A 21,166-nucleotide genomic window follows, 5' to 3' on the forward strand; every position below is an offset into this window, starting at 1 on the left:
ACCATCCATGGTGGCGCACGGTCGCACAATCCCTTACCCGACTCCCTCTGTGCCTCCAATGAGGTCGAAAAAGCAAAGAGCTTCTTATGTCTGATCTGCCACCCGTATCTACCTTCGTACCCGAACTGCAACCGGTCAAACGCACCGAGCGTTACAAGCAGGGCGAAAAACTGCGCGATGCCGACAAGGTCGAGCGCATTCCGGTAAAAGTTATCGCCAGCGACCGCGAAGAAATCCAACGTAAACCCGATTGGATTCGCGTGCGTATTCCCGCATCGCCTGAAGTGGATCGCATTAAATCGATTTTGCGCAAAAATAAATTATCGTCCGTGTGTGAAGAAGCTAACTGCCCGAATTTGGGTGAATGTTTCAGTGGTGGCACCGCGACCTTTATGATCATGGGCGATATCTGCACCCGTCGCTGCCCCTTCTGCGATGTTGGCCACGGCAAACCCAATCCGCTCGACGAGCAGGAGCCGCGCAAACTCGCTGAAGCCATTGCCGAAATGCGTTTGAAATATGTGGTGATCACGTCAGTAGACCGCGATGACCTGCGCGACGGTGGTGCACAACATTTTGCCGACTGTATCCGCGAAGCGCGCGAACTCAGCCCTAAATTACAAGTAGAAGTCTTGGTGCCGGATTTCCGCGGTCGCATGGAAATCGCATTGGATATTCTTGAAAAAGAAGCGCCCGATGTATTCAACCACAATATGGAAACTGTCTCGCGTTTATATCGTCAGGCGCGTCCCGGTGCGAACTACGAATGGTCGCTGCAATTGCTCAAGCAATACAAGGCGCGTCGCCCCGATGTATTGACCAAATCGGGTTTGATGGTTGGCCTTGGCGAAACAAAAGAAGAAATTATCGAAGTGATGAAGCACATGCGTGAGCACGATATCGACATGCTCACCATCGGCCAATATTTGCAGCCATCCAAAGATCACTTGCCCGTAGAGCGCTACGTGCACCCCGATGAATTTGCCGAGTACACCAAACTCGCTGAAGAAATGGGTTTCAAACACGCTGCCTGTGGCCCGCTTGTTAGGTCGTCTTATCACGCTGACAAGCAGGCGCACGGCGAAGAGTTTAATATCAACAACTTCGCCAAGGCTTAATCATTTCATCCTGCTAAAAGAATCAGGGTTGCACCGCGCAACCCTTGTCCCCTTCCGGTAATTTTTCCAAACGAATATTGGTGATACTCACGGTGAATTTGCCATCAGTTGCAATGGTAAAAGGGCCGGTAATTTTGCTTAAATCAAAGTTGTCACTTTTGAAACAATTGAGCGGTAGCGGCAACGAGAACCACTCGCCCTTGGGCATTTTTTTTATCATGCCATTAATGGTGATATCCGCGCGGCAGGGGTAGCCACAATCCAGTCCAATTTTCACGTCTTTGTCTGGTTTTACATCGACACGCATATCGATTGTCAGTGAAGCTGCATCTTTAAATTTAGATAAGTCGATGGCGTTGCCATAGAGACCGAAATTACCGACAACTTTTTTGCGCGGCGCCCAGGTAAGTTGGATGGCGTCACCAGAAGCTTTGAAGTCGATGGGGGCAACTTTGATTTTCTCTCCGGCTGATTGGCCTTCTCGCCCTTGTATCATCGTAGACCAGTTGCTGGGGTCGCCCAGTGAAATACTACGACCGATTAATTCACCTTTAACCAGATAAAAATAATTGGGATTTAGTGTGTTTTGCGCATGGCTGTTCAGCGGTGCAATCAGGCAGATGCTGGTGATTGCGGGCAATAGTTTCAGCAGCTTGGTGATGAAGTTGTGCATGGGGGTGATCTCGCGGGATAGTTATTATTGGGGTTTAATACACCACGAATAAAATGATTAATGGCGCGCAAACAATATTCACTCAAGCCAGATAAAAGTCAATTTCCCTATGAAAATAAAAGCCCCCGAGAGCTGTGCGCTGACCGGGGCTTTTTTAATTTTACCGTTATTACATGCAGGTCTAGTCGAGGTAAGTGTCAATGGTGTTGATTGTGCCATCGTCATTGTGCGTTAGTTCTGTCACTTTCACATTGCGCAAATGGGTTTGACCGCCAGAGAGTTGTGAGTCGTGGTAGAACAAATACCACTTGTCGTTGTGTTGCACTATGGAGTGGTGGTTGGTCCAGCCGAATACGGGGGTGAGCACTATGCCTTTGTGGGTGTAGGGGCCGTAGAGGTTGTCGGCAATGGCGTAGGCGATAAAGTGGGTGTCGCCGGTGGAGTAGGACAAATAATATTTGCCGTTGAATTTGTGAACCCAGGCGCCTTCAAAAAAGCGGCGATTGGTGTCGGTGCCGAGCAGGGGGACGCCAGCGCCATCGAGGATTTGAATATCCTTGGGTGGCTCTGAGAATTGCAACATGTCATCGCTCAACTTGGCGATTTTAGGGCTGAGTGCCGGCTCATTGCTGGCGGGGTATTTGTCTTCAGCGACGTAACTGCCGCTCGCCCAGCGCTGCAATTGTCCGCCCCAGATGCCGCCGAAAACCATGTAGTGAGCGCCGTCGTCATCTTTAAATACAGTTGGGTCGATACTAAAGCTGCCTTTGATAGGTTCTGGTTCTGCTTTGAACGGGCCGGTGGGTGAATCGCTGGTGGCGACACCCATTTGGAATATTCCTTCTTTGTTTTTCGCCGGGAAATACAAAAAGAATTTACCGTCTTTTTCTGCTGCGTCGGGTGCCCAGAGTTGGCGGCTGGCCCAGGGTACGTCTTTTAGATTCAGCGCTTCGCCGTGGTCGATAGTTGCGCCTGTGGCCGGATCATAGGACAGCACGCGATAGTCTTTCATATCGAATTTATCGCCCTCGCCATCGGTGGTGACACCGGTTTCAATATCATGCGATGGATAAATATAAATTTTGCCGTTGAACACGCGCGCTGATGGGTCGGCCGTGTAGATGTCGGTGACCAGCGGCTGGCTGATAAATAACGCTGGGTCAGCCGGTGTAGGCGCAGGCGCAGCTGCGATTGAGCTTGCGGCTGTCGATGTTGCTGCGGTATCGGCCGGAGCGGATTTGTCCTGGCAGCCTGCGATTAGCAGGCTGCCAGCGATAACACTGGCGGTCAGGAATTGGTGTTGGTTTGTCATAGTTATTGTCTCGTTATGGGTTGTGTCGTTGTTATCTTGCCAACCCGGATCTTACCAGTGCCAGAGGGTTCCGTCTTCCAACCGATTCACAGGCAGGCACGCACGCTTGTAGGGATATTTCGCGGCGAGTTTTTCATCGATGTCTACACCGTGACCGGGTGTGTCACCCGGTGTAAAAAAGCCGCGCTCGAATTGATAGGCGTGTGGGAAAACTTCATCCATTTGCGCGCTGTGCGCCATATGTTCCTGAATACCAAAGTTGGGGACCCAATAATCAAAATGCAGTGCGGCGCCCATGCATACAGGCGATAAATCCGTTGCGCCGTGGAAGCCGGTGCGCACATGAAACAGGCTGGCAAAATCGGCGATGCGTCGCACGTGGCTAATACCGCCAGCGTGAACAATCGTGGTGCGGATGTAATCAATCAGTTGGTTCTGAATAAGTTCGCGGCAGTCGTGAATTGAATTAAATACTTCGCCCACCGCGAGGGGCGTAGTGGTGTGCTGGCGAATTAATTTAAACGATTCCTGATTTTCTGCAGGTACTGCATCTTCCATCCAGAACAGGCGATAGGGTTCCAAATCTTTACCCAAGCGCGCGGCTTCAATCGGTGTTAAGCGATGATGCACATCGTGCAGCAGATGAATCTCGCTGCCAAATTCTTTGCGCACTTGTGCAAATACTTCGGGGATAAAATTCAAATATTTTTCGGTTGACCAAACTTCTGTGGACGGCAAATCCGAATCCGCAGGCTCATAACTTTTTTCGCTTTTGGCAACGCCGTAGGTTTTTTCGATGCCCGGAATACCGCACTGTACGCGAATCGCTTGATAGCCTTTTTCTTTCGCTTTGCGCACCGCATCCAACGTGGAATCCAGATCTTTGCCGTTGGCGTGGGTGTAAGTCAGGATGCGCTCGCGGCTTTTTCCGCCGAGCAATTGATAGAGTGGCATATTCGCCAGTTTGGCTTTAATGTCCCAGAGTGCTACATCAATTGCTGCAAGTGCCGTCATGCCCACTGGCCCGCGACGCCAATAGGCGCCGCGATAAAAAAATTGCCAGATGTCTTCAATTTGTTGCGGGTCGCGACCAATAAGCGCGGGGATTAAATAATCCTCCAGATAAGAGACCACACTTTTTTCGCGGCCGTTGAGAGTCGCATCGCCGATGCCATAAATTCCTTGATCAGTAGTAATCTTGAGTGTGACAAAATTTCTGCCGGGGCAGGTGACAATCACTTTCGCATCAACAATTTTCATTCAACGGCATCTCTACTGCTGGTGGTTATTAAAAAGTTTTAATATCGTCGGCTCTCCTCTGGCCCCAAATAGCTGGGCAAAAGTCCGCCGGTATCAATCAGAATTTTTTGCAAGGTTACGCCGGGGTCAAGGCTGTAAATTCGCAATCTATGTGCGCCGGATTTATCGATCCTATGTTTGGTAATGCTGCGGCGTACGTCACTGCGCACACTTTCTTCCCATGCCGGTGCGCTCATATCAGCGGTCAGGTCCACAATTTGCGCAGGCTCGCTATCAATCGCAACTGCGTAACGCAAACCGCGCCCGGGCATTAATGGCCAGCTGGGTGCGAATAATCCCTCTATCTTGAGCTCGCCGCTGCTCTGGCTATAAAAATCGTATTCAAGATAGGGTGCTCTCGTTACATTGCTAAAGCTTTTGTCGGTAATCGGGTAAACCGACATGGATGACAAGGTGCGCCCGTGTTCGGGGATTTTTTCCCAGCGCAATTCACGGTTGTTACCCTGGCGTTGGAAGTGCTCGGCTTCAATGGCGATATAGCCATCGGCCTCCACAAAACCTTTCAGCGCGCGCTTATCCAGTTGCGGTTTTATTGCCTTTACTGCAATGCTTGCGCCACCCCAGCCAGTTCCGATTATCTGTACCGACCCGGTCACCTCGCCCTTAACATCAGGGACTTTGTCCCAATCGATGGAAACCAAAAATGCAGCAGCAACATCAACTTGTACACTAGTATGATTTAGTATAATCCAAGGTGCACTCACTTTGGCAGTAGCTGTGAACGATTCTTTACCTTTATTGAACACTTCAATGGTTCTTTGTTGTTTGCCGAGCGGATCAAAACGCCCCAATTGATAGTTACCCGGGCTTGGCCATGCAGCCGCTATACCTTCAACTGCTATCCCCATTTCGGCACCTTTATGCGGTTCATAGTGATGGGTCACCGGCAATGTATCCTCCGGCGGGTTATTCCAGTTGCTGTAGCCGATATGGGGCTGTGACATAAAATGATTCCACTTGCCGCTATTTAACTGGTGGTATTCCTGTTCGAGCGCTGCATCTGCGGCAAATAATTCGCGCACTTTATCGGCGTAGTCATTGGTGTTGGCGCGCGCTTGTTGTGCATAAAGATGGTTCTTTGCCTGTGCATCGTACAGCCCGGTAATAATCGCACTCGCCTTTGCAGGGAATAGCACCAGTTGATAAAACGCATCGCGTTTTTCTGTGGGCAATTGAGCATAAATTTTTTCAGCACGCGCAGCGTAGGATTTTATTTCCGCGGCCACACGATTTGCTTCGTCGTAATTTAATTGGCTGTAAATATTGGCTTCTTGCAGCTCGGGTTTGCGGCGCAAATTGTGGCGTGTGTAGCCCGTCATAATCGCGGCAATTTCCTGAGCGTGCTCTTTACCAAATTCGCGCTCAGCCCAGAGAGTTGCAAATTCAGGAATACGTTCTTTCGGCCAGGCTTCCGGATTCCAGGCCATATTGAGGAAGAACTCAATTGGATATTCCATGGGTTTTAAATCGCCCACATTTACAATCCAGATCTGGTTGGCTTCATAAGTGTAAGCCAAGTGCATCTGCTCCCAAATTTTGGCGATGGAAACGGTATTAATCCAGCGATAGGAACGCGGCCCGCCGACATAATCAAAGTGATAATAAACACCTGCACCGCCCGCGCGCTTTCGCTCTTCGGGTGTGGGCAGTCTGCGGATATTGCCCCAGTTGTCATCGCACCAGAGCAAAATTACATCGTCAGGTACGCGCATACCACGCTCATAAAACCCTTGCACCTCTTTATACAGTGCCCACACTTGTGGCACTTGTGTGAGCTGGTTTTTACCAAAAACATCACCGAGAATTTTGCGTTGGTCGTTAACAATTTTTTCGAGTAAATCGATATTTTCACCTTCGCTCATGGGCTCATCTTGCTGGCCGCGCATACCAAGGGTGTAAATACTTTCGTAGGGTTTATTGCGCTTGGCGCCATCGACCCAGAAGTTATATAAATTTTCCGGATTTTTTGAATACTCCCAAGGGCCTTTGCCATAGCGATTCCATTCCTTATCGGCGCGCATCATCGGCTCGTGGTGCGAGGTACTCATCACGATTCCATATTCATCGGCAAGGATCATATTGTGCGGATCATCATCGGCAAAGGCGTTGTTCCACATCGCTGGCCATAAAAAATTGGCTTTCAGACGCAGGAGTAATTCAAATACTTTTTCATAAAATTGGGCGTTGTAGTTGCCGTATTTTTCGATGACCCAATTGGTAAGTGCCGGGGCTTCATCATTCAGGAACATCCCGCGATATTTCACTTTGGGGATTTCGGTAAGCTGCAGTTTCTTATCGATATATAAAGCAGATTGTTTTTTCACTGGCACATCGGCCCACCAGTACCAGGGCGATACGCCTATCTGTTCGCTTAGGCTGTAAATGCCATACATAGTGCCGCGTTTATTGGCTCCGACTATGACCAGTGCGCGCTTTACCTGTGGAAAGGGCTCCTCGATAACAGCTACCTGGTAGGCATCCCATTGATCGCGTATTTTGCTTACGTCGATTTTTTTAGCAGCGATAAGTTGATCAAGAATTTTGCTTTTTCCCAGGGTGCCAACAATTACTAGTGGATTATTGTTGTTGCTAATCGCGTTGCTGAGTGTCAGTTTCTTACCGCTGACTTTTTCAATATCCATTTGCAGGTTTTTAGCGGCGCGCAAGACACCTGGGAATTCACCGGCATCGATAATCAAATCGGCGCTGGTATTTTTATCGACTAATATCAGGTTTTTGCTGGCACTTTTCACGAGCCAGGATGCCTCGCCCAGTGCGAGGCAGGTGGGTGCAAGCAATAAAAAAGCCCAGAAGAAAAAAAGTCTGTGCATTATTCTGCCCTCGCGTGGATCCCTAACAATGTCCCGACAAAACCGCCCGCGACTTCAGTGCTCAGGATTTTTGCATCAGCATTTTCAAGCACTGCTTTTTTATTGCTGTCTTTATTTACGTAATAAAAGCTGATCTTTCCTGCATTGCCTTCGATAACAAAGGTTAATCGCTTGCCAATGTCAGCGGGAGAAACTGTATGGATAATTTTCGGCACGCCTTTATTGGCTTGCTCAATAAACAATTGAGTTTTGCCATTAATGGTCGTTGCTCCGAAATAATAATGTGCTGTCTCGCTTTGTAGGGCGACTATGCCAGCGGAAGTTTTTTCTGCTGGTATATCCAATTGGGTACTTGCACTAAAACGTGTATGTTGCTGGCGACGCCCAAGAAATGCGGGCTGTTCCAGTTCGTCCAGACCTACATTTAATGCCTGCAATTGGATGCGGTTATTTTTCAATGTATAAAATGGCGAGTCTGCAGTGCGCAAGCTGACCCACTGATGTTGTAACGCTTTGCCTGAAAAATTATCCTGCCAGATAAAATTGCCTGTAGTAGGTTCTGCGTTTTTGGTAATGGCTGATATTTTTGGTGAATTAAGTTGGTAGGGTATTTCTTTGCCTTGCTCTAAAATAATCGGCCATTCATTTTTCCAGCTAACCGGCAATAAAAAAGTTTCGCGTCCAGTATTGTAGGCAGTTTTATCGTAAGCACGCGTCGCTAAAAATACTGCCCACCATTCACCTTCTTTGGTTTGGATTAAATCGGCATGACCAGCGGTGGTGATGGGGTTGGGGCGATTAATATCCAAATCGCGTTGGGTCAGGATCGGATTGCCTGTGTAGGGCTCAAAAGGTTTGGTTAAATCTTTGGTGCGAAACGCAACCTGACTATGCTCGTAACCCGTACCGCCTTCTGCACAGAGCAAGTAATACCAACCGTTAATTTTGTAGATATGCGGTGCTTCAATCCATACCGGCTTTTTGGCCAGATCGGTGCCGCCATTCACAATCAATCGGCGCGATTCTTTGATCACTTTTTTTGTTTTAGGATCAAATTCCCACAGCCAAATCGCGCGATGACCTTCATAGAGGGGCTCACCGACAGGTGCATCATTGTGGACGATATACACGCGCCCATCGTCATCGAAAAAAATATCCGGATCTATGCCGCCCACTTCCGGCAATAAAATCGGGTCAGACCAGGGGCCAGCGGGATTCTTGGCTGTGACAATAAAATTGCCGCGCACATCCACCAGTGTGGTGATCAAATAAAATGTTCCATCGTGGTAGCGAATAGTCGGTGCGTAAATGCCTCGCGATGTTTGTTGCTTATATAGCGGCAATTGTTTGGGGGTAACCAATACATGGCCGAGAGATTTCCAGTTGACCAAATCCTTGCTGTGAAAAATCGGTACACCGGGTGAATAGGAAAAAGAAGAGGTCACCAAATAGTAATCATCACCTGCGCGGGTAATACTCGGGTCAGGATAAAACCCTGCAATGATTGGGTTTTGGAATTGGCCTTGCGCAGGTTTTTGTGCAAAGACTGCATCTTTGCCTTCATAAGTAAACTGATAAAAATCGACGCTTGTTGCGTTGGTGTTGCTGATCGTTAAGCAGCTTGCGAATAAAAGTGCGATTGATTGGGTGGCTTTCATTTTTTTCCTCACTCTTAAAATTAAAATGGGTAGCTACTTGCGTAGCTACCCATAGTGTTGGTCTGTGTTTACTACAAGCGCTTACAGATTGGTGCAAGTGTTGCCTTGCAGGGCATCGGCAAAACCGCGCAGTGCAGGTTTGTCATTGTAGTTATTATCGAATAACAAGGGCCATGCAATGGCCTCACCGTTGTATTGTGAGGTTGCGGTTGTTAACCAGGTGCTTGCATCGGTTGTGCCCCACACGGTGATACCACCACGCAAATTGGCGGGCACTGTGTCCAAGTAGGCTTTTACAATTTCGCAATAACGTTTTTTCTGAGTAAGCGCAACGTCCTGGGTAAAGGTACTGATTTTACTGCCCGGCCAGCCACCGCTGTAAGGATTGTTAACGGCAACATCCAATTCAGTAATTTTTACCTTGAGGCCTTTATCAACCACTTTTTTCATCGCGGCGCTGATGCTGGCAATGCTCGGGTAATCCATAAACACATGCATCTGGAAGCCCACGCCATCAATTGGAATACTGCGCGCCTGGAAGTCGGTCAGCATTTCTACCAGCTTGGTGGTTTTGGCATTGTTTTGGTCGATGTTGTAGTCGTTGTAGTAGAGCGTTACGTTGGGGTTAGCAGCGCGCGCTGCTTGAAACGCTTTTTCGATATAGACGGCACTATTGCCACTCTTGGTATAAAACGCCGAGTCAGTGCGGAAGTTGGATGGGCTGTTGTCATTGAGTGCTTCGTTCACTACATCCCAACTCACTACACCGCCTTTAGCTTCATAGTGATCAACGATGGTAGTGACATGGGTCTCTACGGCAGTGATGAAATCGGCAGCAGAACCGCTCCAGTTTTTCATAAAGCCGGGCACTTGGTAATCCGAATGCCACAGCAAGGCATGGCCGTGGATATTGATATTTTTACTCACAGCATAATCGACAAATGCATCAGCATTGGTGAATGAAAAATTACCTTGTGTTGGTTGCAGGTAACTCATTTTCATAATGTTGCCAGCAGTCATCTGGTCAAAATGTTTTTCCACCACAGTTTTTTCAGACGCATTCGTCAAAATGTTGTAGGTAGGTGAATCCGTATTAGACACTGCTGCGCCTATTGGAAAAGTTGCCAATTCGCGCAAACTGTTTACATTCGCTGAGTAAACGCTGGTCGCGCTGGATGAAGCAACACTGGAACTACTACTTGCACTTTGTTTGAGTGTGACAGTGACGCTTTTGATGGTAACGACACCTGTCGTTGAAGTTTTGGCTTGTACGCCGATTTGCACATCACTTGCGGTTTGGTCGAATTTTTTGTCGGCTTCTGCAACGGTACAGGTAATCGTGACATCGGTGCCGGCAGTGAACAATTCGTTACCTGCCCAACAATTCCACTCACCCGCCCAGCTTCCGCCTTTTATTTGTGCGAAAGGTTGCAGGTTGGCGCCGCTGGCTTTGAATTCGCTACTCACATTAACCACCATAGTGATGATGGCATCTTCCAGCTGGATTGGTGCGGGGATGTCGGTCACTGCACCTATGTCGTCACCACTTGCATTAAAGCTGACACCATCGCTGTTGTAGGTAATACCGGTATTGCCGTTACCGTTGCCACGCCAACCGCTGGTCATGCCTAACGTAATAACGGTGTTTGCGGCTGAGCTGGAACTGCTGGCAGCGATAGATGATACCGGGGTAGACGAAGGCGTAATCGAGGAGGCAGCGACGGAGCTTGGCGCTACAGATGATGCAGGCGTGGACGATGCTGGTGTTGATGATACAGCGACAGAGGATGCCGCAACTGAGCCAGGTGCCATTGACGATGCAGGTGTCGATGACGCAGGTGTTGATTTGCCGCCTCCGCCTCCGCCGCATGCAGTAAGCCCGATAGCAATTAGCGACAGATAAACGGCGCGTTGAAAATGTCTCATGGTGTGGTCTCATCATTATGGTTTATTGTTGTAGTCAATTACACCATAAGATGAAGGGGTTGTACACCAATGCCCGCATTTAGAAATGTAAACGGCTTGCCGCTAAACAAAAAAGCGAATCACTATGGATTCGCCTTTTTGTTTTAGCCGATAAAGCTACTTGCTTTGCTGGGTGCTCACCCCTCCATTTGCTCCAATTCCTTGCCCTTGGTTTCTTTGATGTACCACATAACAAAGAACACGGAGAAGAGTGAGAAGAAGGTGTAGATGCTGTAAGCGCCCGCTAAACCAATCGCCGAGGCAAGCAGCATCGGGAAGGTCCAAGTAATCAGGAAATTCGCGCCCCACTGCGCCAAACCGGCAATCGCCAGCGCCGAGCCGCGCATTTGGTTGGGGAACATCTCGCCCAGCATGATCCACACGACGGGGCCCCACGACATATTGAAGAACACCACGTAAACGTTGGCGGCGATCAGCGCCAGTAAGCCATCGCTGGAAGACAGTTGCAGTTTGCCAGCTTCATCAACAGGGGCATTGGCAAATGCGTAGGCTACCAGCGCCAGAGTGATGGTCATGCCCACTGAGCCGAACCACAGCAGGGGCTTGCGGCCGATTTTATCGACCAGGAAAAAGGTGATAAAGCAGGCGCCAATACTGACTGCACCTGAAATAACGTTGGTGAAGAGTGCATCGCTTTCCGAAAAGCCAGCAGCTTGCCAGAGAACCGAGCCGTAGTAGAACACTACGTTAATGCCGACAAATTGTTGTAGCACTGCCAAACCAAAACCGACCCAGACAATCGGGCGGATTTTGCGCGTAGTTTTGTCGAGCAGGTCAGCAAAGCTGGGTTTGTGGTCGTGCGCCAAGGTGCCGTAAATCTCGCTCACTTTTGCATCGGCGCCTTTTTCACCATAAAGCTTTGCCAATACCACTCTGGCCTTGTCATTTTTACCATTTGCCACCAGAAAGCGTGGGCTTTCGGGGATTAGGAAGAGTGCGAGGAAAAACACGCCAGCAGGAATTAATTCCATCCAGAACATCCAGCGCCAAGTCTCATAGCCCCACCACAGAATTGCGGTAGAACCACCAGCAGTTTCAGCCAGTTGGTAGTTGCTGAGGAAGGAGAAAAACAGGCCGCTGATAATGGCGATCTGCTGGATGGAGCTGAGTTTACCGCGGTATTTAGCTGGCGCCACTTCGCTAATGTAAGCGGGACAAATAATACTAGCTGCTCCCACTGCCAAACCGCCAATTACACGGTAGATAATAAATTCGACCGAGCCGGTCGCAATGCCTGAGCCCCACGCGGAAATAATAAAGAGGATGGAGGACACCATTAGTACCCACCAGCGGCCGTATTTGTCAGCCCATTGGCCAGCAAAGAAGGCGCCGACAGCACAGCCGAGCAACATGGATGACACGCTGAAACCTGTGCCCATGGAGTCTGAGTTGAAGGCTTTTTGTAGTCCATCGACAGTGCCGTTAATTACGCCGCTGTCATAACCGAAGAGGAAGCCACCGATAGTGGCGATCAAACTAATCAAAATGACAAACGACATGTTTGCCTGGGTTGTGCTTGAGGTCTCGTTCATGGTGATACCTATTATTGAAATTATCTTTATGCGCTAGCCTTGCGGCCAGCTTTGTTATTGCCGCTGGTTCGACGGCGCGACCATATCACAGTTGCCGGGTTGCGGGCAGTTGTAGAAAGGTGCTGGAGGTCTTGGAACAAGCAAAACGCCGGTCTCGTGAACCGGCGTTTCAGGGTGGAGAGAATACTAAAGCAATATGGTTCTATTGACTATATGGCATCTCGTAAACTGCCAGTTAAATCTATTTCCTTAAATCTCGAAGGCAAAACCCGATTCGCTCAAATGCTTATAGGCTTCCGCATCAAAACGATACAGGCTGGCGGCGCGATGCGGCACTCCCTGCTGTTTTTCATTGCAGGGGCTGAGCAGATTCATCTTCATGATTTTGCGGCGAAAGTTGGGCTTATCCAGCGTGGTATTGAGGATTGCCTCGTACAGCGCTTGCAACTGCAGCAGGGTGAATTTCTCCGGCAATAAATTAAAACCAATCGGTTGATGGCAGACCTGATGACGTAACACCTTCAGGCCGTGCTCGATAATTTCGGCGTGGTCGTACACCAATTCCGGCAGTTTATTCACGCTTTGCCAACTCACATCGGCCGCGCTTTGGCCAGCCACCAGCGAAAACTTATCCGCGCTTACCAGCGCGTAATAGGCGATGGTCACCACGCGCTCACTCGGAAAGCGATCGACGCGCCCAAACGTTTTGAGCTGCTCCAGATACAGGTCGCGCACACCGGTCAATTCCTCCAGCAGGCGATAGGCGGCATCGCGCAGGTTTTCGTCGTAGCGAATCCAACCCCCGGGCAGCGCCCATTTGCCCTGATGCAGCGGGTCAGTTTGTTTGACCAACAGGATTTTAAGGTCGTCGTCGTCCAACCCAAAAACAAGGTTGTCGATAGAAAGTGCTTTGATGACATTCTCCGCTAGGCTTAATGCATTGGGAGAGTGTTGGCTGCCGGGAATATGGGTGTTGGGCACGTGCAATGTCCTCAGAGCTTGCGCTGGAGTGATTGTTTCTGTTGGTTGATAGAGCGTTAACCGATAGGCTCATTTAATCGGCATTGTATAAGCCCGTCAAACAATGGTCGAGAGGGGGCATGCGAGCGCCTTTTTGAAGTGCGCTGCCTGCCAGTTGCCTTTGCACTATAGCGGTTGGGTGATGATTTGCCCGTCATCTGCTGCCAGCTTCTGGTGCCAGTGTGACTTTCGCCCTAAAAATTTACACTCTTTTATCTTGTTGTCAGATGGACAATAAGCTATGCTATCAGCATGTTCTGTAGTGGTGCATACTTTTTAAACATAAAAATGTGCCAGACCCTATAAGCCCTGGGCCGGCGCATGTAACCGGATGCATTTATTCTTTGGATTAGCGAGCTTCTATGTTGTTTCTTGGTATTGATGTCGGTAGTTCTTCAGTCAAGTTATCGGTGTTGGATGGCCACACGGGTAAGAGTCTGGGCGCGCTGTCTTATCCTGATTCTGAATTATCTATTGATAGCCCTGCGGTGGGTTTTGCCGAGCAGCACCCTGATACTTGGTGGGATTGTGTGCGTCAGGGTTTTGCGCGTTTGGTTGCGCGTGGCAGTTTTAATCCGCAGCAAATCGACGCAATTGGTATTTCCTATCAAATGCACGGTTTGGTGGTGGTCGATAAAGACCAAAAGGTATTGCGCCCTTCGATTATTTGGTGCGACAGCCGCGCTGTGCCATTGGGTAATGCCGCTTTAGCAGAATTGGGTACCGATTATTGTTTTGGTCACCTGCTGAATTCGCCCGGTAATTTCACTGCGGCGAAATTGCGCTGGGTGCAACAAAACCAACCGGACATTTTTTCGCGCATCCACAAAATTATGTTGCCTGGTGATTTTATTGCGATGAAATTGTCCGGCGTAATTAACACCACCGCGTCCGGATTGTCAGAAGGTACGCTGTGGGATTTCAAAGAAAATCGTGTCGCTACCGAATTATTGGCGCACTGGGGAATTGATAGTAGTTTGATTCCCGATATCGTTCCAAGTTTTGGTGTGCAATCACATGTAAGTGCAGGCATTGCGGCTGAGTTAGGTTTGCGCGACGGTGTAAAAATTTGTTACCGCGCTGGCGATCAGCCTAACAATGCATTTAGTTTGAATGTGTTGGAGCCGGGCGAAGTGGCGGCAACAGCAGGTACATCGGGCGTGATTTACGGTGTGACTGATCAACCCGCTGCGGATGTGGAATCGCGTGTAAATACTTTCTTGCATGTCACCAGCACTGAAGAAAAAAAGCGCAATGGTGTTTTAGTCTGCGTGAACGGCTGTGGTCGTTTGTACTCCTGGCTGCGCCAAACATTGGGTGAGGCGGGAGCAACTCCGTCCTATCCACAGTTGAATGCGCTGGCGCAAGCTATGCCAGTGGGCAGCGAAGGTTTATTGTTCCACCCGTTTGGCAATGGTGCTGAACGTATTTTCCAAAATAAAAATTTGGGTGCGCAGTTGCGCAATCTTGATTTTAATCGTCACGGCTTAGGCCATATGGTGCGCGCCGCGCAAGAAGGTATAGTGTTTTCGCTCTACCAGGGTTTTGATGTTTTGAAATCCTTGGGTGGCAGTTGCGAAGTGGTGCGTGCCGGTAAAGGGAATATGTTTTTAAGCGAAGTGTTCGCACAAACCTTCGCCAATACCACGCAAGCGGCAGTAGAAATGTTTGAAACCGACGGCGCCGAAGGTGCAGCGCGCGCGGCGGCGTTGGGCAGTGGTTATTACGCGTCGGCAACAGAAGCCTTTACCGGTTTGACCCGCTTGAGTGTGGTTGAGCCTCAGGCGGCGTTGTTTGCGCAGTATCAGGATGCTTATCAAACCTGGGTTGCACTTTTGCCCCGTTAAGGCAAAACAATTCGCGTTGCGATAAACAGTTTTTTTGAATAGCGTTTTAGTGAAAATCCCAAGGTGAAAATTATGAGTATTGTTATTGGTAGCAAAGAATACTTTCCCGGCGTAGGCAAAATTGGCTACGAAGGTCCTGATTCAGATAATCCATTAGCATTTAAATACTACGATGAAAATCGTGTTGTTGCTGGCAAAACCATGAAAGAGCATTTCAAGTTTGCCACCTGCTATTGGCACTCTTTCTGCGGCGCTGGTCACGATCCTTTTGGTCCAGGCACCAAAGTATTCCCTTGGTCATCTACTGCTGATGCAGTCGCGCGCGCCCACGAAAAAATGGATGCAGCGTTTGAGTTCATTACCAAACTCGGCACACCTTACTACTGCTTCCACGATATCGATCTGATCGATGAAGGTGCGACTCGCGCTGAAACATCCAAGCGGTTGCAAACCATCGTTGAATACGCGAAACAGAAGCAAGCGGCTTCTGGTGTGAAATTGTTGTGGGGGACTGCAAACCTGTTCTCTAACCCACGTTACATGAACGGCGCTTCTACCAATCCTGATTTCAATGTAGTGGCTTACGCCGGTGCGCAATTGAAAGACGCAATCGACGCAACTATCGCTTTGAACGGCGAGAACTATGTGTTCTGGGGCGGTCGTGAAGGTTACATGAGCTTGCTCAATACCGATATGAAACGCGAACAAGAGCATATGGCGCGCTTCCTGACTATGGCTCGCGATTACGCACGTGCACAAGGTTTTAAAGGTTATTTCTTCATTGAGCCAAAACCAATGGAGCCTTCAAAGCACCAATACGATTTCGATGCTGAAACTGTAATTGGCTTCTTGCGTCATCACGGTTTGGATAAAGATTTTAAATTGAATCTGGAAACCAACCACGCAACCTTGGCTGGTCACACCATGTGCCACGATATGCAAGCAGCAGCAAACGCCGGCATGTTAGGCTCACTGGATGCTAACCGTGGCGATTACCAAAACGCATGGGACACCGACCAGTTCCCGTACAACATCAACGAAACTGTTGAGATGATGTTGGTGTTGTTGCGCAGTGGTGGTTTGCAGGGTGGCGGTGTGAACTTCGATGCAAAAGCGCGTCGCAATTCACCTGACTTTATCGATTTGTTCTACGGTCATATCGGCGGCATGGATACCTTTGCCCGTTCATTGTTGATCGCTGACAGTCTGTTGCAAAAATCACCGCTGGAAGGTATGCGCAAAGAGCGTTACTCATCATTCGATTCAGGTAACGGCGCTGCGTACGAGCAAGGCAAATTGACTCTGCAACAATTGGCTGATTTAGGTAACAAGGGTGGCGAAATCACTCTGCAAAGCGGTCGTCAAGAACTCTACGAAAATGTAATTAACCGTTATATCCGTTAATTCTCTTATTTGAATTAACCAATTTTTTCTAGCAAAGCCTTAGCCGCCAATCATCAAATCGTTTATGACGAGATGCTTGGCGGCTTTTTTATTTCCGCTCTATCTCTCACAAAAAAAATGTAAAACCTCTGCCGAACCTTTTTCAATCGGCTAGAGTGATCTGTACGGAAAACAATCTTCTAAGTTTCATAATAAAAACCAATCCACTAAGGGGTAAAACACAATGCAATTTCCGCGATCTAATCGTCTAAACATCTGGCTTGTGGTCGCGAGTCTGGTGTCAGTTTGCACGGCAAGCATGGCTGCCGAGCCGCTGTATAAAAATTCCGATAAGCCCATAGAGAAACGCGTAAACGATTTGGTAAAGCGGATGACTTTGGAGGAAAAGGTTGCGCAGTTGCAAACCGTTTGGGTTGCACGGCAGAAGCTTGAAACAGACAAAGGTGAATTCACGGCCGAACACGCAATAGAGGTGTTAGGTTTGGGGATCGGCCAAGTCGCGCGCCCTGCTGAAAACAAAGCGGTCATTACGCCCAATAAAACACCCGCGCAAACACTGGCCTTTACCAACGCGGTACAAAAATATTTGGTAGAAAATACCCGCTTGGGTATTCCGGCGATTTTTCATGAAGAAGCATTGCACGGCCATGCCGGACGCAATGCCACCAGTTTTCCGCAGGCGATTGGTCTTGCAAGCAGCTGGGATCCACAATTAATCGAACAGGTTTATACCATTGCAGCACAGGAAATGCGTGCGATAGGTACGCACCAGGCGTTAGCGCCAGTGCTTGATGTTGCTCGCGATCCACGCTGGGGGCGCATTGAGGAAACACTCGGTGAAGATCCTTATTTGGTGTCTGAGTTGGGTGTGGCGGCGGTCAATGGTTTTCAGGGGCGGGGAGATGGGATTGGTAAAGATAGAGTAATCGCTACGCTAAAACATCTTGCTGGCCATGGCGAGCCTACCGGTGGTCTCAATACCGCACCGGCACCTATTGGTGAGCGCAGTTTGCGCGAAAACTTTTTGCCACCATTTGAAGCAGCAGTGAAGTTAGCACGTGCGCGCAGTGTAATGGCGTCTTACAATGAAATTGATGGTATTCCCTCGCACTCCAATGTGGATTTGCTACAAAATATTTTGCGCGGTGAGTGGGGATTTGATGGCGTTGTCGTCAGCGATTATTTTGCGATTGCAGAATTGATCAATCGTCATCATCTCGCAGCGGATAAATCCGAAGCGGCGCAGTTGGCGCTGGCTGCCGGTGTCGATGTAGAAACACCGGATGGTGATGCCTATAAAACAATTATCCAGTTAGTCAACGATAAAAAAATCAGTGTGAAAAAAATTGATCAGGCGGTAGCGCGCGTATTGCATGAAAAGTTTGCATTGGGATTATTTGATAATCCCTACACCAATGTCACTGATATAGATGCATTTGTTGGTAATGACCAGCATGTCGCTGTTGCACTGCAAGCGGCAGAAAAATCCATGGTGCTGCTCAAGAACGACAAAAACATTTTGCCGCTGAATAAGGCTGCGATTAAATCGGTTGCCCTTATCGGCCCGCATGTAAATGAAACATTAATTGGCGGCTATAGCGATGTGCCCAAAAAAACCGTCAGTATCTTGCAAGGCTTGCAAGAATATCTGGGTGATGATGTTGTACTTAATTATGAAAAAGGCACTCTGCTGACAATTGAAAAATGGGCATCCGATGTGGACTCAGCCGCAGCCAATACCCGTTCCAAACAGCGCTGGCATACCGATGAAGTTGTGTTGGCCACCAAAGCCGATACTAAAGGCATGATTGCGAAAGCCGTTGCCGCTGCACTAAAAAGCGATGTGGCGATTGTCGTTGTCGGTGACAGCGAAGCGACCTCGCGTGAAGCTTGGGCTGATAGCCATTTAGGTGATCGCACCAGCCTTGAATTGCTCGGCGAGCAACAAGAGCTGGTTGATGCTGTGCTTGCGACAGGTAAGCCCACGGTGGTGGTGTTAATTGGTGGTCGTCCACTTGCCATCACTAAACTTGCCGAAACAGCGCCAGCTATTTTACAGGGTTGGTATTTGGGGCAAGAAACTGGCCATGCCGTTGCGCGCGTTTTATTTGGCGATGTTAATCCCGGGGGCAAATTACCGGTGAGCGTCCCACGCTCTGCAGGCCATTTACCTGTCTATTACAATCACAAGCCCTCTGCCAAGCGCGGCTATGCGTTTGATAAAACCGATGCACTTTATCCATTCGGTTTTGGATTGAGTTACACCCAATTTGCTTACGCAGATATGCAGTGGAGCAAAACCAAACTTGGTGCAAATGACACAGTTGATATCAGTGTAACTATCACCAATACCGGCAAGCGCGCTGGTGATGAGATTGTGCAGCTCTACACGAGTGACCCGGTTGCGAGCGTAACCCAACCAGTAAAACAATTGCGCGGCTTCAAGCGCGTCAGTCTCGCTCCGCAGCAATCTGCGCGCGTTACCTTTACCCTCTCTGCCAATCAATTGGGATTCTATGATCGCCAAATGGATTTCGTGTTGGAGCCGGGCAAGATCAATTTATTGTTGGGAGCATCATCGGCGGATATTCGGCTCAAGGGCGAGCTGGATGTGGTGGGTAAAACAATAGATATCAGCAAAAATAAGGGCTATCTGACACCGGTTACAGTTAAACTGATGTAAATACCTTGTGCTGAAAAAGACGGCGGACGATAAGTCCGTCGTGGTTTTTGCGCCGACTTTCTTTTACTCTTGGCATCCCAGTCAGCATATCGCTGGCTGTTGATAGGATATTTAAGGACGTCTATTGTGGATAAATCATACCTCTCCTGTATACAAGCCAAGATTTTATTTCCCAGTTGTAGCTCATTGTTAAAACCGTCTATCTTGGGTGTTTTCCTTAGCGCTACAGCGCTGATGCTTACTGCCTGCGGCGGCGGGGGAGATGGCGGTGGCTCGTTGATTGGCGGTGGTGACTCCAATGTTTGGAAGGCGGGTGTCTATCGATCGTCCGACAACTTTGGTAATTATTGCGCTGCTCCTCGCTCGGGCGCCAGTAAAATTACCGGCATTCCCTTTCCCGATAAAAAAGGCAGCGCACTCCAGGAAAAGAATTTTTTGCGCTCCTGGAGTTATGAAACCTATTTGTGGTTTGAAGATTTACCTGACGTAAATCCAAGTAATAGCGATACCCCACAAGCCTATTTCAATCGTCTCGTATCCGATAAAAAAACTGCCTCAGGTTCCTATAAAGATAATTTTCATTGGTATGAATCGACGGAAGAGGAGGAGGCATGGAGCGCAGGTATAAGTTACAGCTACGGCCTGCATATAAAAATTAAGTGGGATGCTCCATTTAGTATTCAGGTTGCTTATGTTGATCAATATTCACCTGCTGCTGCAAAAAATATTAAGCGCGGCGCAAAAATTATTGCTGTTGATGGGCAGAGTGTTGCAAATGCCAGTGATACCAAATTAAGGGAGTGGTTTTATCCCAGCAGAATTAATGATGTGCATGAATTCGAAATTCAGGATTTGGGCACAACCAATACACGCAAAGTGACCCTCGAGTCGGTCTCTTTACCGACTGCAGCTGTCTCGCTGGCCAAAGCAATTACCCATAACGGCAGCAAGGCTGCTTATATGCAATTCAATACCTTTATTCCCGATGCGCAAGATCAATGGGTGGAGGCTATCAACTCGCTTAAAGCGGCAGGTGTAAGTGATTTAATATTGGATTTGCGCTACAACGGCGGGGGTTACATCTCTGTCGCGGCCCAAGTGGGTTATATGATCGCAGGTAGTAACACTACTAACAAAGTGTTTTATCAAGATGTCGCCAATTCAAAAATGCCTAAAGAGCAACCCTGGGGATTTGTGGATACAGGGCTGTACGGTTTAAATAAATCCCTAGCCTTACCTACACTCAATTTACAACGAGTTTATGTGTTGGCAACAAGTGGAACTTGCTCTGCGAGTGAGTTGGTTATCAATAGTTTGCGCGGCATTGGTGTGAGTGTGTATTTGATCGGCGACACCACTTGCGGTAAACCCTACGGTTTCCTTCCGCAACCTAATTGTGGAACGACTTATTATACGATCCAGTTTAAAGCAATTAACGCAAAAGGCTTTGGTGAATACAGTGATGGTTTTATTCCATCTACCACCGATAACGGACTGGATAAAGTAAAAGGCTGTACGGTCGCGGATGATTTGCAACACGAGTTAGGTGATCCCAATGAGGCATTGCTTGCCGCGGCCTTGCAGTTGCGTGCAACGGGTGCCTGTCCTGCCGTGGCGAGTGGGCGTCAGCAAAAGTTATCAGCGGAGCAATATACGGGGGAGCTTATGCAACCCGAAACCCGCAAATTGCTGATTCTTGATCGCTAAATCGCGGTATTTGGGTTAAATGGCTCCTCGGCTGGAGCCATTTATTTTCTAGTGCAAATACATCAAACCTTCGCT

Annotated in this window: 13 protein-coding genes; 5 read left to right on the top strand and 8 right to left on the bottom strand. The window is 48.7% G+C overall.

The annotated features are described in order from the left end of the window. Window positions 1–86 precede the first annotated feature (86 nt). A complete protein-coding gene (lipA, locus tag B4E62_RS18290) occupies window positions 87–1,118 on the top strand; it encodes a lipoyl synthase (RefSeq protein WP_310067260.1) in 1,032 nt (343 codons plus the stop codon). A 22-nt stretch (window positions 1,119–1,140) separates the two neighbouring features. Here the strand turns inward: lipA and B4E62_RS18295 are convergent, their stop codons facing one another. The 8 genes from B4E62_RS18295 to B4E62_RS18330 form a co-directional block, all read right to left on the bottom strand. Further along, the gene (locus B4E62_RS18295; protein WP_331353066.1) at window positions 1,141–1,791 is read right to left on the bottom strand and encodes a putative glycoside hydrolase; all 651 of its coding nucleotides are present in this window, start codon (window positions 1,789–1,791) and stop codon (window positions 1,141–1,143) included. Window positions 1,792–1,972: 181 nt separating this feature from the next. After that, window positions 1,973–3,103 carry a glycoside hydrolase family 43 protein gene (locus B4E62_RS18300; RefSeq protein WP_331353067.1) on the bottom strand — a complete coding sequence of 377 codons (1,131 nt, stop codon included), beginning with the start codon at window positions 3,101–3,103 and terminating at the stop codon, window positions 1,973–1,975. A gap of 51 nt (window positions 3,104–3,154) precedes the next feature. Next, window positions 3,155–4,363 carry a D-mannonate dehydratase ManD gene (gene manD, locus B4E62_RS18305; RefSeq protein ID WP_310067252.1) on the bottom strand — a complete coding sequence of 403 codons (1,209 nt, stop codon included), beginning with the start codon at window positions 4,361–4,363 and terminating at the stop codon, window positions 3,155–3,157. A 38-nt stretch (window positions 4,364–4,401) separates the two neighbouring features. Further along, window positions 4,402–7,254, bottom strand: coding sequence for a glycosyl hydrolase 115 family protein (locus tag B4E62_RS18310; protein ID WP_331353068.1), 2,853 nt, complete (start codon window positions 7,252–7,254; stop codon window positions 4,402–4,404). Beyond that, window positions 7,254–8,912 carry a glycoside hydrolase family 43 protein gene (locus B4E62_RS18315; protein WP_331353069.1) on the bottom strand — a complete coding sequence of 553 codons (1,659 nt, stop codon included), beginning with the start codon at window positions 8,910–8,912 and terminating at the stop codon, window positions 7,254–7,256. The genes B4E62_RS18310 and B4E62_RS18315 overlap by 1 nt, the downstream gene beginning before the upstream one ends. Before the next feature lie 81 nt (window positions 8,913–8,993). Then, window positions 8,994–10,838 (bottom strand): endo-1,4-beta-xylanase, encoded by a 1,845-nt coding sequence (locus B4E62_RS18320; RefSeq protein ID WP_331353070.1) that lies wholly within the window; start codon window positions 10,836–10,838, stop codon window positions 8,994–8,996. 176 nt (window positions 10,839–11,014) lie between these two features. Beyond that, entirely contained in the window at window positions 11,015–12,430 is a 1,416-nt protein-coding gene (locus tag B4E62_RS18325) for a sugar porter family MFS transporter (RefSeq protein ID WP_310067240.1), read from the bottom strand. Between the two features lie 249 nt (window positions 12,431–12,679). Continuing rightward, window positions 12,680–13,411: an NUDIX hydrolase gene (locus B4E62_RS18330; protein WP_310067238.1), complete on the bottom strand. Its 732-nt coding sequence runs from the start codon at window positions 13,409–13,411 to the stop codon at window positions 12,680–12,682. A gap of 401 nt (window positions 13,412–13,812) precedes the next feature. On the opposite strand from B4E62_RS18330, the gene B4E62_RS18335 reads away from it, so the two are divergent. The 4 genes from B4E62_RS18335 to B4E62_RS18350 all read left to right on the top strand — a co-directional run bounded on the left by B4E62_RS18335 (window position 13,813) and on the right by B4E62_RS18350 (window position 21,091). Next, window positions 13,813–15,297: a xylulokinase gene (locus B4E62_RS18335; protein WP_331353071.1), complete on the top strand. Its 1,485-nt coding sequence runs from the start codon at window positions 13,813–13,815 to the stop codon at window positions 15,295–15,297. 72 nt (window positions 15,298–15,369) lie between these two features. Beyond that, window positions 15,370–16,701, top strand: a complete 1,332-nt coding sequence (gene xylA, locus B4E62_RS18340) for a xylose isomerase (RefSeq protein ID WP_310067235.1) — start codon at window positions 15,370–15,372, stop codon at window positions 16,699–16,701. A gap of 223 nt (window positions 16,702–16,924) precedes the next feature. Next, complete coding sequence (locus tag B4E62_RS18345) at window positions 16,925–19,384, top strand: glycoside hydrolase family 3 N-terminal domain-containing protein (RefSeq protein ID WP_331353072.1); 2,460 nt, start codon at window positions 16,925–16,927, stop codon at window positions 19,382–19,384. A gap of 126 nt (window positions 19,385–19,510) precedes the next feature. Next, window positions 19,511–21,091 carry a S41 family peptidase gene (locus tag B4E62_RS18350; RefSeq protein ID WP_331353073.1) on the top strand — a complete coding sequence of 527 codons (1,581 nt, stop codon included), beginning with the start codon at window positions 19,511–19,513 and terminating at the stop codon, window positions 21,089–21,091. The last annotated feature ends 75 nt before the right edge of the window (window positions 21,092–21,166 follow it).

This window comes from Cellvibrio sp. UBA7671 (assembly GCA_002483145.1).
Classification (GTDB): Bacteria; Pseudomonadota; Gammaproteobacteria; order Pseudomonadales; family Cellvibrionaceae; genus Cellvibrio; species Cellvibrio fibrivorans.

What these genes read in the sequence shown, in the direction of transcription:
- lipA (WP_310067260.1), top strand. Translation starts at nt 87, where the DNA reads ATGTCTGATCTGCCACCCGTATCTACCTTCGTACCCGAACTGCAACCG.
- B4E62_RS18295 (WP_331353066.1), bottom strand. Translation starts at nt 1,791, where the DNA reads ATGCACAACTTCATCACCAAGCTGCTGAAACTATTGCCCGCAATCACC.
- B4E62_RS18300 (WP_331353067.1), bottom strand. Translation starts at nt 3,103, where the DNA reads ATGACAAACCAACACCAATTCCTGACCGCCAGTGTTATCGCTGGCAGC.
- manD (WP_310067252.1), bottom strand. Translation starts at nt 4,363, where the DNA reads ATGAAAATTGTTGATGCGAAAGTGATTGTCACCTGCCCCGGCAGAAAT.
- B4E62_RS18310 (WP_331353068.1), bottom strand. Translation starts at nt 7,254, where the DNA reads ATGCACAGACTTTTTTTCTTCTGGGCTTTTTTATTGCTTGCACCCACC.
- B4E62_RS18315 (WP_331353069.1), bottom strand. Translation starts at nt 8,912, where the DNA reads ATGAAAGCCACCCAATCAATCGCACTTTTATTCGCAAGCTGCTTAACG.
- B4E62_RS18320 (WP_331353070.1), bottom strand. Translation starts at nt 10,838, where the DNA reads ATGAGACATTTTCAACGCGCCGTTTATCTGTCGCTAATTGCTATCGGG.
- B4E62_RS18325 (WP_310067240.1), bottom strand. Translation starts at nt 12,430, where the DNA reads ATGAACGAGACCTCAAGCACAACCCAGGCAAACATGTCGTTTGTCATT.
- B4E62_RS18335 (WP_331353071.1), top strand. Translation starts at nt 13,813, where the DNA reads ATGTTGTTTCTTGGTATTGATGTCGGTAGTTCTTCAGTCAAGTTATCG.
- xylA (WP_310067235.1), top strand. Translation starts at nt 15,370, where the DNA reads ATGAGTATTGTTATTGGTAGCAAAGAATACTTTCCCGGCGTAGGCAAA.
- B4E62_RS18345 (WP_331353072.1), top strand. Translation starts at nt 16,925, where the DNA reads ATGCAATTTCCGCGATCTAATCGTCTAAACATCTGGCTTGTGGTCGCG.